The organism is Micrococcus sp. H39-S4 (assembly GCF_027158145.1).
GTDB lineage: Bacteria > Actinomycetota > Actinomycetes > Actinomycetales > Micrococcaceae > Micrococcus > Micrococcus luteus.
In genome coordinates this window covers 157,690-171,195 of the sequence record NZ_JAPVLT010000001.1, presented here as the reverse complement: position 1 = coordinate 171,195, position 13,506 = coordinate 157,690, and the positions used below count along the sequence as shown (strand labels likewise).

At 75.4% G+C, this 13,506-nt stretch carries 11 protein-coding genes and 1 tRNA gene; 4 read left to right on the top strand and 8 right to left on the bottom strand.

The annotated features are described in order from the left end of the window. Positions 1 to 2: 2 nt before the first annotated feature. The 7 genes from O3T09_RS00815 to O3T09_RS00785 form a co-directional block, all read right to left on the bottom strand. Entirely contained in the window at positions 3 to 1,325 is a 1,323-nt protein-coding gene (locus O3T09_RS00815) for a homoserine dehydrogenase (protein WP_069942036.1), read from the bottom strand. Between the two features lie 171 nt (positions 1,326 to 1,496). Next, on the bottom strand, positions 1,497 to 2,969 hold the full coding sequence (gene lysA / locus O3T09_RS00810; protein ID WP_073115747.1) for a diaminopimelate decarboxylase: 1,473 nt from the start codon (positions 2,967 to 2,969) through the stop codon (positions 1,497 to 1,499). An 8-nt stretch (positions 2,970 to 2,977) separates the two neighbouring features. Next, positions 2,978 to 4,648: an arginine--tRNA ligase gene (gene argS, locus O3T09_RS00805; RefSeq protein ID WP_069942038.1), complete on the bottom strand. Its 1,671-nt coding sequence runs from the start codon at positions 4,646 to 4,648 to the stop codon at positions 2,978 to 2,980. 113 nt (positions 4,649 to 4,761) lie between these two features. Next, complete coding sequence (gene moeB, locus O3T09_RS00800; protein WP_119217414.1) at positions 4,762 to 5,943, bottom strand: molybdopterin-synthase adenylyltransferase MoeB; 1,182 nt, start codon at positions 5,941 to 5,943, stop codon at positions 4,762 to 4,764. Further along, positions 5,940 to 6,758 (bottom strand): thiazole synthase, encoded by an 819-nt coding sequence (locus O3T09_RS00795; RefSeq protein WP_036316581.1) that lies wholly within the window; start codon positions 6,756 to 6,758, stop codon positions 5,940 to 5,942. The genes moeB and O3T09_RS00795 overlap by 4 nt, the downstream gene beginning before the upstream one ends. 3 nt (positions 6,759 to 6,761) lie before the next feature. Beyond that, positions 6,762 to 7,004, bottom strand: a complete 243-nt coding sequence (gene thiS / locus O3T09_RS00790) for a sulfur carrier protein ThiS (protein ID WP_119217415.1) — start codon at positions 7,002 to 7,004, stop codon at positions 6,762 to 6,764. Continuing rightward, the gene (locus tag O3T09_RS00785) at positions 7,001 to 8,170 is read right to left on the bottom strand and encodes an FAD-dependent oxidoreductase (RefSeq protein ID WP_269295266.1); all 1,170 of its coding nucleotides are present in this window, start codon (positions 8,168 to 8,170) and stop codon (positions 7,001 to 7,003) included. The genes thiS and O3T09_RS00785 overlap by 4 nt, the downstream gene beginning before the upstream one ends. A gap of 145 nt (positions 8,171 to 8,315) precedes the next feature. Here O3T09_RS00785 and thiE point away from each other — a divergent pair, with 145 nt between their 5' ends. Beyond that, positions 8,316 to 9,059 (top strand): thiamine phosphate synthase, encoded by a 744-nt coding sequence (gene thiE, locus O3T09_RS00780; protein ID WP_036316591.1) that lies wholly within the window; start codon positions 8,316 to 8,318, stop codon positions 9,057 to 9,059. An 86-nt stretch (positions 9,060 to 9,145) separates the two neighbouring features. Continuing rightward, positions 9,146 to 9,218, top strand: a tRNA-Arg gene (locus O3T09_RS00775). Positions 9,219 to 9,414: 196 nt separating this feature from the next. Here the strand turns inward: O3T09_RS00775 and thiD are convergent. After that, positions 9,415 to 10,269, bottom strand: a complete 855-nt coding sequence (gene thiD, locus O3T09_RS00770) for a bifunctional hydroxymethylpyrimidine kinase/phosphomethylpyrimidine kinase (RefSeq protein WP_269295265.1) — start codon at positions 10,267 to 10,269, stop codon at positions 9,415 to 9,417. Positions 10,270 to 10,342: 73 nt separating this feature from the next. On the opposite strand from thiD, the gene O3T09_RS00765 reads away from it, so the two are divergent. Both O3T09_RS00765 and thiC read left to right on the top strand, forming a co-directional pair. Next, positions 10,343 to 11,500, top strand: a complete 1,158-nt coding sequence (locus tag O3T09_RS00765) for a YkvI family membrane protein (RefSeq protein WP_044659217.1) — start codon at positions 10,343 to 10,345, stop codon at positions 11,498 to 11,500. A gap of 172 nt (positions 11,501 to 11,672) precedes the next feature. Further along, complete coding sequence (gene thiC / locus O3T09_RS00760) at positions 11,673 to 13,496, top strand: phosphomethylpyrimidine synthase ThiC (protein ID WP_078026017.1); 1,824 nt, start codon at positions 11,673 to 11,675, stop codon at positions 13,494 to 13,496. The last annotated feature ends 10 nt before the right edge of the window (positions 13,497 to 13,506 follow it).

Here is a 13,506-nt window from a genome sequence, read left to right as displayed (position 1 = left end):
GGTCAGTTCCCTTCGACTCGGAGGACGGACGCGACCTCGTGGACGACGTCCAGGGCGGCGAGCGCCTCGACGGTGGCGTCGAGGTCGCGCTGCCGCGCACGGTGGGTGATCAGCCGCAGGGACGCGCCGGGGGCGTCCTCGCGCTCAGATGGGACCTGGCGCAGCGTCTCGATGGAGACGCCGTGCTCCTCGAACACCCCGGCGACGCGGCGCAGCACGCCGGGCTGGTCCGCCGCGCGCAGCACGACCATGAAGGAGGTGTGGGCCTCGGCCGGGTCCAGGGCGGGCAGGGCGGTGACGGGGGTGCGCAGGCGCGCCGGGCCGCCGCGCACGATGCGCTGGGCGATCGAGACGACGTCGCCCATCACCGCGGAGGCGGTGGGGGCGCCGCCGGCGCCGGGACCGTAGAACATGAGCTCGCCGGCGTTCTCGGCCTCCACGAAGACGGCGTTGAACGCCCCGCGCACGGAGGCCAGCGGGTGCTCCCGCGGCAGCAGGGTGGGGTGCACGCGCAGGACGGCGCCCTGGGCACCGTCGGCGGCGCGGCCGCGCTCGGCGATCGCCAGCAGCTTGATGACGTAGCCCGCCTCCGCGGCGGCGGCGTTGTCCTCGGCCGTGATCGCGGTGATGCCCGCGACGGCCACCTGGTCCAGGGTGTACGGCGCGCCGAATGCGATGGTCGCCAGGATCGCGGCCTTCGCGGCGGCGTCGTGGCCCTCGACGTCGGCGGTCGGGTCGGCCTCGGCGTAGCCGAGCCGCTGGGCCTCGGCGAGGGCGTCGTCAAAGTCCGCCCCCTCGGAGTCCATCCGGTCGAGGATGAAGTTGGTGGTGCCGTTGGCGATGCCCATCACGCGGGTGACGCGGTCGCCGCCCAGGGAGTCGCGCAGCGGGCGCAGGATCGGGATGGCGCCGGCGACGGCGGCCTCGAAGCTGAGCTGCGCGCCGGTGGCGGCGGCCGCGGCGTACAGCTCCTCGCCGTGCTGGGCCAGCAACGCCTTGTTGCCCGTCACCACGGACGTGCCGGCGGCCAGGGCGCGCAGGATCAGGGTGCGGGCCGGCTCGACGCCGCCCATCAGCTCGATGACGACGTCCGCGCCGTCCACGAGCGCCTCGGCGTCGGTCGTGTAGAGCGCCGGGTCCGCCTGCCAGTCGCGCGTCGCGCCCGTGTCCCGCACCGCGATGCCCGTGAGCTCGAGGTCGGCGCCCACGCGGTCCCGCAGGATGTCGGCGTCCTCGGTGAGGATCCGGGCGGTCTGGGACCCCACGGTCCCGCCGCCCAGCAGGGCGACCTTGAGTGCGGTGGGGGCGTCGGTGTGCTGGGGCATGGTCCTCCGTGATCCAGGGTGGGGTCGGGCCCGCGCGACCGCGCGGCCCGGCTGGCCACGAATCTAGCGCGGCGCCCCGGCCCGTCCCACCGCGCGACACTCGGTGTCCGCAGAGCGGGACGGACCCACCCGGACCCGAGGCCGACGGCCGGGTGCGCCGCGCCCGCGTCCTCAGCGGGCGAGGCGCGGATCGGCCTCGCGGGCGAACAGGTCCTCCTGCGTCTCGCGACGGATGATCACCCGCGCCTGCCCGCCGGAGACCGCGACGACGGCCGGGCGGGCCAGCGCGTTGTAGTTCGAGGACATCACGTGCGTATACGCGCCCGTGGCCGGCACCGCCAGCAGGTCGCCGCGGCCCAGGTCGGCCCGCAGGTACACGTCGCGGACCAGGATGTCGCCGGACTCGCAGTGCTTGCCCACCACACGGGAGAGCACCGGCTCGGCCTCCGAGGTGCGGCGCGCGGAGACGGCGGTGTAGTCGGCGTCGTAGAGCACGGGACGCGGGTTGTCGGACATGCCGCCGTCCACGGCGACGTAGCGGCGGGCCGCGGTGCCGCCGTCGGGGGCGTCCACGTCCACGGTCTTGGTCACCCCGACCGTGTAGAGGGTCAGCCCCGCGGGGCCCGAGATGGCCCGCCCCGGCTCAAGGGAGACGCGCGGGCACGTCAGGCCGAGGCGCTCGACGGTCTTCTGGACGTCGTCGGCGAGGGCGTCGGCGATCTCCGCGGCCGGGCGCGGCTCGTCCACCGCCGTGTAGGCGATGCCGTGGCCGCCACCGAGGTCGAGCTCGGCCAGCTCCACCCCGTGCTCGGCCTTGACCTCGGCGAGGAACTCGAGCACGCGTCCGGCCGCCAGCCCGAAGCCCTCGGCCTCGAAGATCTGGGACCCGATGTGGCAGTGCACGCCCAGCAGGTCGATCGACTCGGCCGCCAGGGCCGCGGCCACGGCGACGGCGGCCGGCGAGCGGCCGGCCACGTTGCCGTCCCGGTCGGTGGAGGCCGGGGCCAGGGAGAGGCCGAACTTCTGGTCCTCGTGCGCGGTGGCGATGAAGTCGTGGGTGTGCGCGTGCACGCCCGGGGTCAGCCGGAGCATCACGGGGGCGCGGCGGCCGGCCTCGGCCGCGAGCGCGGCCAGGTGGGTGAGCTCGTCGAGCGAGTCCACGATGATCCGGCCCACGCCCGCCTCGAGGGCGGTGCGCAGCTCGGCGTCCGACTTGTTGTTGCCGTGCAGGCCGATGTGGGCCGGGTCGACGCCGGCGGCCAGCGCGATTGCCAGCTCGCCGCCGGAGGCGGTGTCCACGCGCAGGCCCTCCTCGGCCGCCCAGCGGGCGGTGGAGAGGGTGAGCATGGACTTGCCGGCGTAGTAGACGTCCGCTCCCCCGCACAGGTCGGCGAACGCGGCGTCGAAGCCCTCGCGGAACGCGCGGGCGCGGGCGCGGAAGTCGTCCTCGTCCACCACGAGCAGCGGCGTGCCGAACTCCGCGGCGAGCGCGCTCGCGCGCAGGCCCTGGACGGTGAGCTCGCCGTCGGCGGCGCGGTCCACGCCGGCGGCCCACAGGCCGGGCACGAGCGCGTCCGGGTCCCCCGGCGCGGGGAGCCAGGCGGGGGCGAGCGGGGAGGCGGGGGCGGGCTGCGGCGTCGTCATCCGGGCGCTCACATCTTCTCCGGGGCGGTCACGCCGAGCAGGCCGAGGCCGTTGGCCAGCACCTGGGCGGTGGCGTCGTTGAGCCACAGGCGGGTGCGGTTGAGGGTCTCGACGGGACGCGGCGTCCCGTCGTCGGTGGGCATGGGCACGATGCGGCAGGCGGCGTACCACGAGTGGTAGGCCCCGGCGATCACCTCGAGGTGTCGGGCCACGCGGTGGGGCTCGCGCAGGCGCGCCGCCGCGCCGACGACGGCCGGGAACTCCGCCAGCTGGGCCAGCAGCTCCGACTCGGTGGCGTGGGTGAGCAGGGCGGCGTCGAACTCGGAGCGGTCCACGCCGTGGGCCTGCGCGGTGCGCGCCGCGCCGGAGGCGCGGGCGTGGGCGTACTGCACGTAGTAGACGGGGTTGTCGTTCGTGGTGGAGCGCAGCAGCTCGGGGTCGATCGTCAGGGGCGAGTCCGCGGGGTAGCGGGCCAGGTCGTAGCGCAGGGCGTCGCGGCCGAGCCACTCCACGAGGTCCTTGAGCTCGATGATGTTGCCGGCGCGCTTGGAGAGCTTCGCGCCGTTGACCGAGATGAGCTGGCCGATGAGGATCTCGATGTTCGTCGCCGGGTCGTCGCCGGCGGCGGCGGCGATCGCCTTGAGGCGGTTCACGTAGCCGTGGTGGTCGGCGCCGAGCAGGTACACCTTCTCCTCGAAGCCGCGGTCGCGCTTGTGGAGGTAGTACGCGGCGTCGGCGGCGAAGTAGGTGGGCTCGCCGTTGGCGCGGATGAGCACGCGGTCCTTGTCGTCGCCGAAGTCCGTGGTCTTGAGCCACACCGCGCCCTCGCGGTCCTCGACGTGGCCCTGCGCGCGCAGCCGCTGCACGGCCTGCTCGATCGCGCCGGAGTCGTGGAGCGTCTGCTCCGAGGTGAACACGTCGAAGTGCACGTCGAAGGCGGCGAGCGTGTTTTTAATGTCCTGCATCTGGAGCCGGTACGCGGCCTCGCGGACCACCGGGCGGGCGGCCTCGTCCGTCAGCTCGCGCACGTCCGGGTGCTCGAGGGCGACGGCGTCGGCCAGCTCCTGCACGTACGCGCCCGGGTAGCCGCCCGCGGGGACGTCGCGGCCGTGCAGGCGGGCGAGGACCGAGTCGGCGAACACGTTCATCTGGTTGCCGGCGTCGTTGACGTAGTACTCGGCGGTGACGTCCGCGCCGGAGGCGCGCAGGAGGCGGGCGATCGCGTCGCCCAGCGCGGCCCAGCGGGTGTGTCCGATGTGCAGCGGGCCGGTGGGGTTGGCGGAGACGAACTCCATGTTCACGGTGTGCCCGGCCAGGGCGTCGTTGCGGCCGTACTCCGGGCCGGCCTCGACGATCTCGCGGGCCAGGGCGCCGGCCGAGGCCGCGTCCAGGGTGACGTTGAGAAAGCCGGGGCCGGCGACGTCGACGGCGGCGATGCCCGGCTTGTCGGTCAGGCGCTCGGCTACGAGCCCGGCGAGGTCGCGCGGGGCCATCCCGGCCTTCTTGCCCAGCTGGAGGGCGACGTTGGTGGCCCAGTCGCCGTGCTCGCGGCTGCGGGGTCGCTCCACCTTCACGCGCGCGGGGGTGATCTCCTCCCGCAGCGCGGCGGGGAGGTCACCGGCATCGACGGCGTCGGTGAGGACAGCGGACAGCAGGGCGGAGAGGTCTTCGGGCTTCACCCGCGCAAGTCTACGGAAGGGCCGCCGCGCCCGTGCGCGTGCGAACGAACCCTGCGAGATGGCCCCTCCGGCCCGCGGTGGGGGCCATCTCGCAGGGTTCGTCGGGGTGGGGGTCAGGCGGGCCAGGCGGCGAGGCCGCCGGCGAGGGACAGGACGCGCCCGCCGGCGCTCGGGTCGGCCCCGACGACGGCGTCCCGCGCCCGGGCCGACCGGGCTCCGGCGGCGCAGTAGACCACCAGGACGCGGTCCTGCCCGGGCGCGAGGGCCGCCGGCTCCGCGAGGACGGCCTCGAGCGGGACGTGCCGATCGGCCACCGTCGCGGGGGCCTCGACCCGGCGCAGGCGGCGCTCCCAGTCCTCGCGGACGTCGAGCAGGGTGAGGGACGCGGCCCGGGCGGGGTCGGCGAGCAGGGCGGCCAGCGCGGCGGGGGCGATCTCCCCGCCCGCGGCGCCGCACGCCTCCGCCGAGCCGGGGGCGCCGGCGTCGTCCGGGCGGGGGGCCTGGTCCGCGTGGGCGGACAGGTCCGTCACGGGGGTCCGCTCGGGGTCGGGCACGAGCCGCAGCTCACGGAAGCGCATCGTCAGGGCGTCCACGGAGAGCAGCCGCCCGACCAGGGGCTCACCCACCCCGGAGAGCAGCTTGATCGCCTCGGCCGCCATGAGGGAGCCGATGATCCCGGGCAGCACCCCGAGCACCCCGGCCTGCGCGCACGAGGGCACCTCGCCGGGTTCGGGCCGCTCCGGGAACACGTCCCGGTACAGCGGCCCGCCCGGGGCGAACACGCTCACCTGCCCCGCGAACCGCAGGATCGCGCCCCACACCACGGGCACGCCCGCGATCTCGCACGCGTCGGCCACGAGGTAGCGGGTCGCGTAGTTGTCCGTGCCGTCGAGCACGAGGTCCACGGCGCCGACCCGTTCGAGCGCGTTGGCCGCGGTCAGGCGTTCGCGGTGCTCGACCACGCGCACCTCGGGGTGCAGGCCGCGCATCGTCGCGGCGGCGGAGGCGGTCTTGGGGCGGCCGAGGTCCGCCTCGGCGTGGATCACCTGGCGGTGCAGGTTGGAGCGGTCCACCATGTCGTCGTCGATCACGTGGACCTCCCCCACGCCCGCGGCGGCGAGGTAGGTCAGCACGGGCGCCCCGAGGCCGCCGGCGCCGACCACGAGGACGCGGGAGCGCAGCAGCGCCAGCTGGGCCTCGGGGCCGAAGCCGTCCAGGCTCAGGTGGCGGGCGAAGCGCTCCAGCTGGGTGTCGGACAGCGCGGTGAGGTCGCGGGGCTCGCGGGCGGCGGTCACCGCTCGTCCTCCTCGGCCGTGACCCGCCCGGCCATCGGCGAGGAGGCCAGGGCGTGCTCGCGGCGCGGGATGCGCCCGGCACGGCGGGCGTGGAAGCCCGCCTCGAGCGCGAGCCGGCACGCGTGGGCCATGCGGGCGGGCTCGGCGGCGCGCGTGATCGCCGAGGCGGCGAGCACGGCGTCGCAGCCGGCCTCCATCGCCAGGGCGACGTCCGAGGCGGTGCCCACGCCGGCGTCGAGCACGATCGGCACGGAGGCGCGGGAGACGATCAGCTCCAGGTGTGCGCGGTTGAGGATGCCCAGCCCCGAGCCGATCGGCGAGCCCAGCGGCATGACGGCGGCGGCGCCGGCCTGCTCGAGGCGCAGCGCCATGGCGGGGTCGTCCGAGGTGTAGGCCAGGACGGTGAAGCCGTCGGCGGCGAGCCGCTCGGTGGCCTCGAGGGTCTCGACGACGTCGGGCAGCAGGGTGCGCTCATCGGCGATGACCTCGACCTTCACGAGGTCGGTCTCGAGCGCCTCCCGGCCGAGCCGGGCGGTGAGCACGGCGTCCCGGGCGGTGTAGCAGCCGGCGGTGTTGGGCAGCACGTCGATGCCGAGGCGGTCCAGCAGCGCGACCAGGCCGTCACGGGTGTCCGCGGACCAGCGGCGCAGCGCCACGGTGGTGAGCGTGGTGCCGGAGGCGACGAGGGCGCCCTCGAGGGCGGTCAGGTCGGTGATGCCGCCCGTGCCCATGATGAGCCGGGAGGCCAGGTCGTAGCCGCCGATCCGCAGCGGCGGGATCGCGGGGGCGGCGGGCGGGGTGCGGTGCTCGGCCATCGCTCAGCCCCCCTGCACCGCGGTGACGACGTCGACCTCGTCCCCGGCGGCCAGCGCCCGGGTGGCCCAGGCCGACCGGGGCACGACCTCGCCGCCGACCGCCACGGCCACGCCGAGCCGCCGCCCATCCGCGGCGGCGCCGTCCTCGCCGATCGCGCGCCCGGTGACGTGCGCGACGACGTCGCGGACGGTGGCCACGGCCAGCTCGGCGGGCTCTCCGTTGAGGGTCAGGGGGAGGGTGCTCATGCGATCTCCTTCAGGCGGGCGTGCAGCAGCTCGAGGATCCGCCCGGCCGCCCAGGGGGCGAGCAGGATCCCGTGACGGTGGAAGCCGGTGGCGACGACGGCGCCCGGAGCCTCGGGCACGGCGAGCACGCGCGGGGCGCCGTCGGGGGTGCCGGGGCGGGCGGCGGTGGTGATCTCGACCAGCTCGCACTCGCGGACGGCGGGCAGGATCGCGGCGGCGTCGGCGAGCAGGTCCAGCACGGCCCCGGCGGAGGTGCCGGCCAGGCCGTCCTCGCGGGCCGAGGCGCCGACCACGAGGGTGCCGTCCGCGCGGGGCACGAGGTAGACCTGGCGCCCGTGGACGAGGCCGCGGACGGTGCGGGTGATCAGGTGCGACTCCCCCGGCAGCAGCTGCTCGGGGCGCACCCGCAGACGCAGCACGTCGCCGTGGACGGGGCGCAGCGGGACCTCGACGGCGGTGGCCGCGCCGCCGATCCCGCGGTGGCCCAGGCCCGCGGCGAGGACCGCGCCGTCGGCGGTGAGGACGCCCCCGTCGGCCAGCGTGAGGCGCACCCCCTCGCCCTCCGGGCCGGCGGCGGTGACGCGTCCGGCCACGAACCGGGCGGCGGGTCCGGCGCCGACCGGGAGCGGGCCGCCGTCGGGTCCGGTCTCGGCGCGCAGGGCGGCGACGCAGGCGGCGGCGAGCCGTCGCGGGTCCACCTGATGGTCGTCCGGGGCGTCGAAGCCGGCGGCCAGGCCCGGGGCCAGGGCGGGCTCGGCGCGGCGCAGCGCGCGGACGGAGACGGGCTCGACCCGGCGACCGAGGATCGAGGCGTGCTCGAGCACGTGGTCCCAGGCGCGGGCGTCCGAGGGGTCCGCGGCCACGATCCAGGCGCCCTGTGCGAGGAAGCCCGTCTCCACATCGGTGAAGGCGGCGAGCAGGTCCACGAGGGCCGGGTAGGCCTCCCAGCCGGCCTGCAGCAGCGGGGCGAGGTCGTCCTGGCTGAACTGGGTCTCGGCGAGCGGCGCGAGCATCCCCGCCGCGGCGTGGGTGGCCCCGGCCACGGCGTGCGGGCGCCCGGCGGCGTCCAGCTCGGGGGCGATCAGGGTGACGGCGTGGCCTGCGGCACGCAGACGCACGGCGGCGGTGAGGCCGATGATCCCGGCCCCGACGACGGCCACGTGCACGGACCGGTCCTCCTCACGGCGGCATGACCCGCATCGAGTGGTGATGGTCGGCCGCGCCGGCGCGGTGCGCCCCTGCGGCCCTCTCAGCCCGGCGTGTGCGGCCCGGGCTCCCATGGAACAGCGGCCAGTCTGCCACAGTGGGCGCATGCACTCCCCCGATCCGCTCCTGATGACCGCGGCCGGCCGCGACGACGGCGGCACCGGCCCCGGCGCGCGCCGCCGCGCCCGCCTCGCCGCCTCCCGGCTGTACGTCTGCACCGACCTGCAGCGGTTCCTGCGCCCGGACGGCACGCTCGACACGGCCGCGTTCGCCGACTTCTGCGCGGCGGCGTTCCGCGGCGGAGTAGACGTGATCCAGGTGCGGGACAAGGCCGTGGACGTGGCGGTCGAGCTGGCCGCGTTCGCCACGCTCGTCCCGCTGGCCCGGGAGCACGGGGCGCTCTCGGCCGCCAACGACCGCGCCGACGTCGCCGCCCTGGCCGGGGTGGACGTGTTCCACACGGGCCAGACCGACCTGACCACCGCGCAGTGCCGCGCCCTGCTGGGCCCGGACGTGGTGCTCGGCCGCTCGTGCCACACCGAGGCGCAGGTGCGCGGCGCCCGCGCGGAGGACGGCCTGGACTACTTCTGCACGGGGCCGGTGTGGGCGACGCCCACGAAGCCGGGCCGGGCCGCCGTCGGACTGGAACTGCCGACCCTCGCCGCACGCCTGGACGCGGAGGACCCGGCGGGGGCGCGGCCGTGGTTCGCCATCGGCGGCGTCGACGCGGACCGGCTGCCCGAGGTCCGCGCGGCCGGGGCGGAACGGATCGTGGTGGTCCGCGCCGTGACGCAGGCCGAGGACCCCGAGGCCGCGGCCCGGACCCTGCGCGCGGGCCTGCCCGGCTGACGCGCCCCGCGGGGAGGTCACGGACGGGCCGTCCTGATGGTGTAGAGTCGACGAGTCCGCAACGCGCTCGACGCGTCGCGACCCCCGCCTCCGTAGCTCAGGGGATAGAGCGTCTGCCTCCGGAGCAGAAGGCCGCAGGTTCGAATCCTGCCGGGGGCACGAACGAACAGAGCCGGACCCCCGTGGCGACACGGTGGTCCGGCTCTTCTGCGTTCTGCGGACCCGGACGCTCGAGCGGAGCGGGAGGTCCGGGTCACCGGCATTCGAGGCGGGAAATCGACCTCATGGGACGTCCCGAGGTGCGTATTCGCCGGATTTCCCGCCTCGAACGTGTCGAAGTCCGGAGGTCCGGCCCTCAGCCCCGCTGCGCATGACCGTGGTCGACGGGCCCGTGCCACGTCGGCCGCGAGGCGTCCCCGACCGCGAGCGCCTCCCCCGCCCGCATCGCGTCGGCCAGCCACGGCTTGGCCCGCTCGAGTGCGTCCTCCCAGCTCAGGCCCGCCCCGGCCAGCGTGGCCAGGGCCGAGGAGAGGGTGCAGCCGGTGCCGTGCGAGGCGCGGGTCGTCACGCGCGGGCCGCGCACCTCGTGCACGGCCCCGCCCACGCGCACGACGGCGTCCGGCACCTCCGCCGCTGCGGCCTCGGGCGCCTCGGTCTCGTCCAGGTGCCCGCCCTTGAGCAGCACCGTCACCCCGTGCTCGGCGGCCAGGCCCCGCGCCGCGTCGAGGGCGGCGTCCCAGTCCGTCGCGTCCCGTCCGGTCAGCCGGGCCAGCTCGGGCAGGTTGGGTGTCACCAGGTGCGCCGCCCGCAGCAGCCGGGCCCACGCGGCGCGCCCGTCGTCGTCGCCCACCGCGGTGAGGGCGTCCCCGCTCGAAGCCACCATGACCGGGTCCAGCACGACGACGGCGGGCCGGGTCTCCTCGAGCCAGCCGGCGACGGCCCCCATGAGCTCCGCCGTGCCGAGCATACCGATCTTCACGGCGTCCACGGCGATGTCGGCGGCGATGGAGTCGAGCTGGGCGCGCACCACGTCCACCGGCAGCGGGTGGACGGCCTGCACGCCCTGCGTGTTCTGGGCGGTGATCGCGGTGATCGCGGTCATCCCGTAGCCGCCCCACGCGGCGATGGTCTTGAGGTCGGCCTGGACACCGGCGCCGCCGCCGGAGTCAGAGCCGGCGATGCTGAGCACACGGGGGACGGCGGAGGTCATGCGGGGGCTCCTTCGGGTCGGGGCGGATCGGCCGCCCGGGCCGGGCCGATCCCGCCCATGAGAATGTAGTCGCATGTCCCACGTCACAGAGAGCTCTCCCGCGCACCCCGGCCGAGCCGAGGAGTCGGCGCCGCTGCGGCCGACCTCCCCGCTCGGGATCGCCGCCACGTTCATCGGCACCACCATCGGCGCCGGGTACGCCTCGGGCAACGAGATCCTGCAGTACTTCGTGAGCTTCGGCCTCTGGGGCGGCACGGGGGCGCTCGTGATCGCCGGCGCGCTGTTCTTCCTGCTCGCGGTGATCGTGCTGCGGCTGGCGCAGAAGCTGCGGACCACGGACATCCACCGGATCGTGAACCCCACGACGTCGCGCGTGCCCACCTGGTTCGCGGACCTGTCCATCACCACGTCCCTGCTGGGGACGCTGGTGATCATGCTGGCCGGGGCCGGGGCGGCGGTGCACACCGCGTTCGGGCTGCCCTCGCTCGTGGGCTCGCTGGTGATGGCCACCGTCTGCGTGGTCTCGGTGCTGGCCGGCATCACGGGCCTCGTGCGCGTCCAGGCCGTGGTGGTCCCCCTGATCATCGTGGTCGCCGTCGGCGTCGCGGTGTGGGGGTTGGCGAACCCGGGGGCCGCGGTGGACGACGTCGCCGCGCTCGTGACCTCGTCCCCGCTGATCAACCAGTGGTGGCTCTCGGGCGTGCTGTACGTGGCCTTCAACATCCAGCTGGCCTACGCGGTGCTCGCCCCGATCGGCGAGGAGAGCTCCTCGTCGGGCCGCTCCCTCGTCGCCGGGGCCGGGCTCGGGGCCCTGGGCCTCGTGGTGATGGCCGGCGCGGTGATGGCCGCGATGACCGCCCACGCCCAGCTGATCGGCCGCGCCGAGCTGCCCATGGTCGAGCTGGCCGCGATGATCGGCGGCTGGGCCGCCCTGCTGTACACGGTCGTCCTGCTGCTGGCGCAGTTCACGACGGCGGTCTCGTGCCTGTACGGCGGGGTGGAGCGCATCGCCCTGCTGTCCTCGATGCGCCGCGTGCCGGGCTGGGTCATCGCCGTCGTCACGGCCCTGGCCGCCACCCTGCTCTCGAGCGTCGGCTTCTCCGACCTCGTGGGCACCGTCTACCCCGTCCTCGGCTACGCCGGCCTCGTCATCATCGTGATGCTGGTCGTGACGTGGATCGTCGAGCGCTCCACGGTACGCCGCCGGGCGGCCCGCGCGGCGCGCGCCTGAGCGCCCGGCCGCATGGCCGGACGGCGGACGGTGAGGCGCCGCGGGGGACGTGCTAGGGTCGCTCGCATCCCACGGGAGCCCCACGGCACGGGGCTGAGACCGGGCTGACGCCGCCCGGAGACCGTCTGAACCTGTCCGGGTCATTCCGGCGAAGGAAGAAGGAGCAGCGGCCATGTCCGTTTCCGAGCGCACCCCCCTGCCCGCAGCCGAGTCGACGGCCGAGGTCGTCGCCGAGGAGAACTACCCCACGCACCGTCTGGGATGGCTCGAGGACGCCGAGCACGGCATCCGCGTGCCCGTCACCGAGGTCCACCAGGACGACTCCCCCGACGGCACGCCCAACGCGCCCCTGACCGTCTACCGCACCATGGGCCCGGGCTCCGTGCCCGAGCGCGGCCTGCCGGCCCAGCGCGCCGAGTGGATCCGCGCCCGCGGCGACGTCGAGGAGTACGAGGGCCGCGAGCGCGACCTGCTCGACGACGGCCGCTCGGCCGTGCGCCGCGGCGCCGCCTCACAGGAGTGGGCCGGCGAGCGCCGCCCCCCGCTGCGCGCCAAGGAGGGCGCGCGCGTCACCCAGATGCACTACGCCCGGCGCGGCGAGATCACCCCGGAGATGCGCTACGTCGCCCTGCGCGAGGGCGTGGACGTGGAGCTGGTGCGCTCCGAGGTCGCGGCCGGCCGCGCCATCATCCCGGCGAACGTGAACCACCCCGAGTCGGAGCCGATGATCATCGGCAAGGCGTTCGCCGTGAAGGTCAACGCGAACATCGGCAACTCGGCGGTGACGTCGTCGATCGCCGAGGAGGTCTCGAAGCTGCAGTGGGCCACCCGCTGGGGCGCGGACACCGTGATGGACCTGTCCACGGGCGACGACATCCACACCACCCGCGAGTGGATCCTGCGCAACTCCCCCGTGCCGATCGGCACCGTGCCGATCTACCAGGCCCTCGAGAAGGTCGGCGGCGACCACCAGGCCCTGACCTGGGAGATCTTCCGCGACACCGTGATCGAGCAGTGCGAGCAGGGCGTGGACTACATGACCGTGCACGCCGGCGTGCTGCTGCGCCACGTGCCGCTGTCCGCGGACCGCGTGACCGGCATCGTCTCCCGCGGCGGCTCGATCATGGCCGGCTGGTGCCTGGGCCACCACAAGGAGAACTTCCTCTACGAGAACTACGACGAGCTCTGCGAGATCTTCGCGCGCTACGACGTCGCGTTCTCCCTGGGCGACGGCCTGCGGCCGGGCTCCGTGGCCGACGCCAACGACGCCGCCCAGTTCGCCGAGCTCGACACGCTGGCCGAGCTGACGGAGCGGGCGTGGGCGTACGACGTCCAGGTCATGGTGGAGGGCCCCGGCCATATCCCGCTGCACCTGGTGCGGGAGAACGTGGAGCGCCAGCAGGAGCTGTGCAAGGGCGCCCCGTTCTACACGCTCGGCCCCCTCGTCACGGACATCGCCCCGGCGTACGACCACATCACCTCGGCCATCGGCGCCACCGAGATCGCCCGCTACGGCACCGCGATGCTCTGCTACGTCACGCCCAAGGAGCACCTGGGCCTGCCGAACCGGGACGACGTGAAGACGGGTGTGATCACCTACAAGATCGCCGCGCACGCCGCCGACGTCGCCAAGGGCCACCCCGGCGCCCGCGACCGCGACGACGCCCTGTCCAAGGCGCGCTTCGAGTTCCGCTGGCGCGACCAGTTCGGCCTCGGCCTGGACCCGCAGCTCGCCGAGGAGTACCACGACGAGACGCTGCCGGCCGAGCCCGCCAAGACCGCCCACTTCTGCTCGATGTGCGGGCCGAAGTTCTGCTCCATGCGCATCAGCCAGGACATCCGCAGCGAATTCGGCGGCGCGTCCGAGCAGGCGCGGATCGCCGAGGCCGGCATGGCCGCCAAGTCCGCGGAGTTCCGGGCCGCCGGCGGGTCCGTGTACCTGCCCGAGCCGAGTCTGCGCCGGCCCGAGGGGGACGCGGTGCTCGCGAGGGACTGAGCGGCCCGTG

Coding starts and splice junctions, on each gene's coding strand:
- O3T09_RS00815 (WP_069942036.1), bottom strand. CDS start 1,325: ATGCCCCAGCACACCGACGCCCCCACCGCACTCAAGGTCGCCCTGCTG.
- lysA (WP_073115747.1), bottom strand. CDS start 2,969: ATGACGACGCCGCAGCCCGCCCCCGCCTCCCCGCTCGCCCCCGCCTGG.
- O3T09_RS00795 (WP_036316581.1), bottom strand. CDS start 6,758: ATGGCCGAGCACCGCACCCCGCCCGCCGCCCCCGCGATCCCGCCGCTG.
- thiS (WP_119217415.1), bottom strand. CDS start 7,004: ATGAGCACCCTCCCCCTGACCCTCAACGGAGAGCCCGCCGAGCTGGCC.
- thiE (WP_036316591.1), top strand. CDS start 8,316: ATGCACTCCCCCGATCCGCTCCTGATGACCGCGGCCGGCCGCGACGAC.
- thiD (WP_269295265.1), bottom strand. CDS start 10,269: ATGACCTCCGCCGTCCCCCGTGTGCTCAGCATCGCCGGCTCTGACTCC.
- O3T09_RS00765 (WP_044659217.1), top strand. CDS start 10,343: ATGTCCCACGTCACAGAGAGCTCTCCCGCGCACCCCGGCCGAGCCGAG.
- thiC (WP_078026017.1), top strand. CDS start 11,673: ATGTCCGTTTCCGAGCGCACCCCCCTGCCCGCAGCCGAGTCGACGGCC.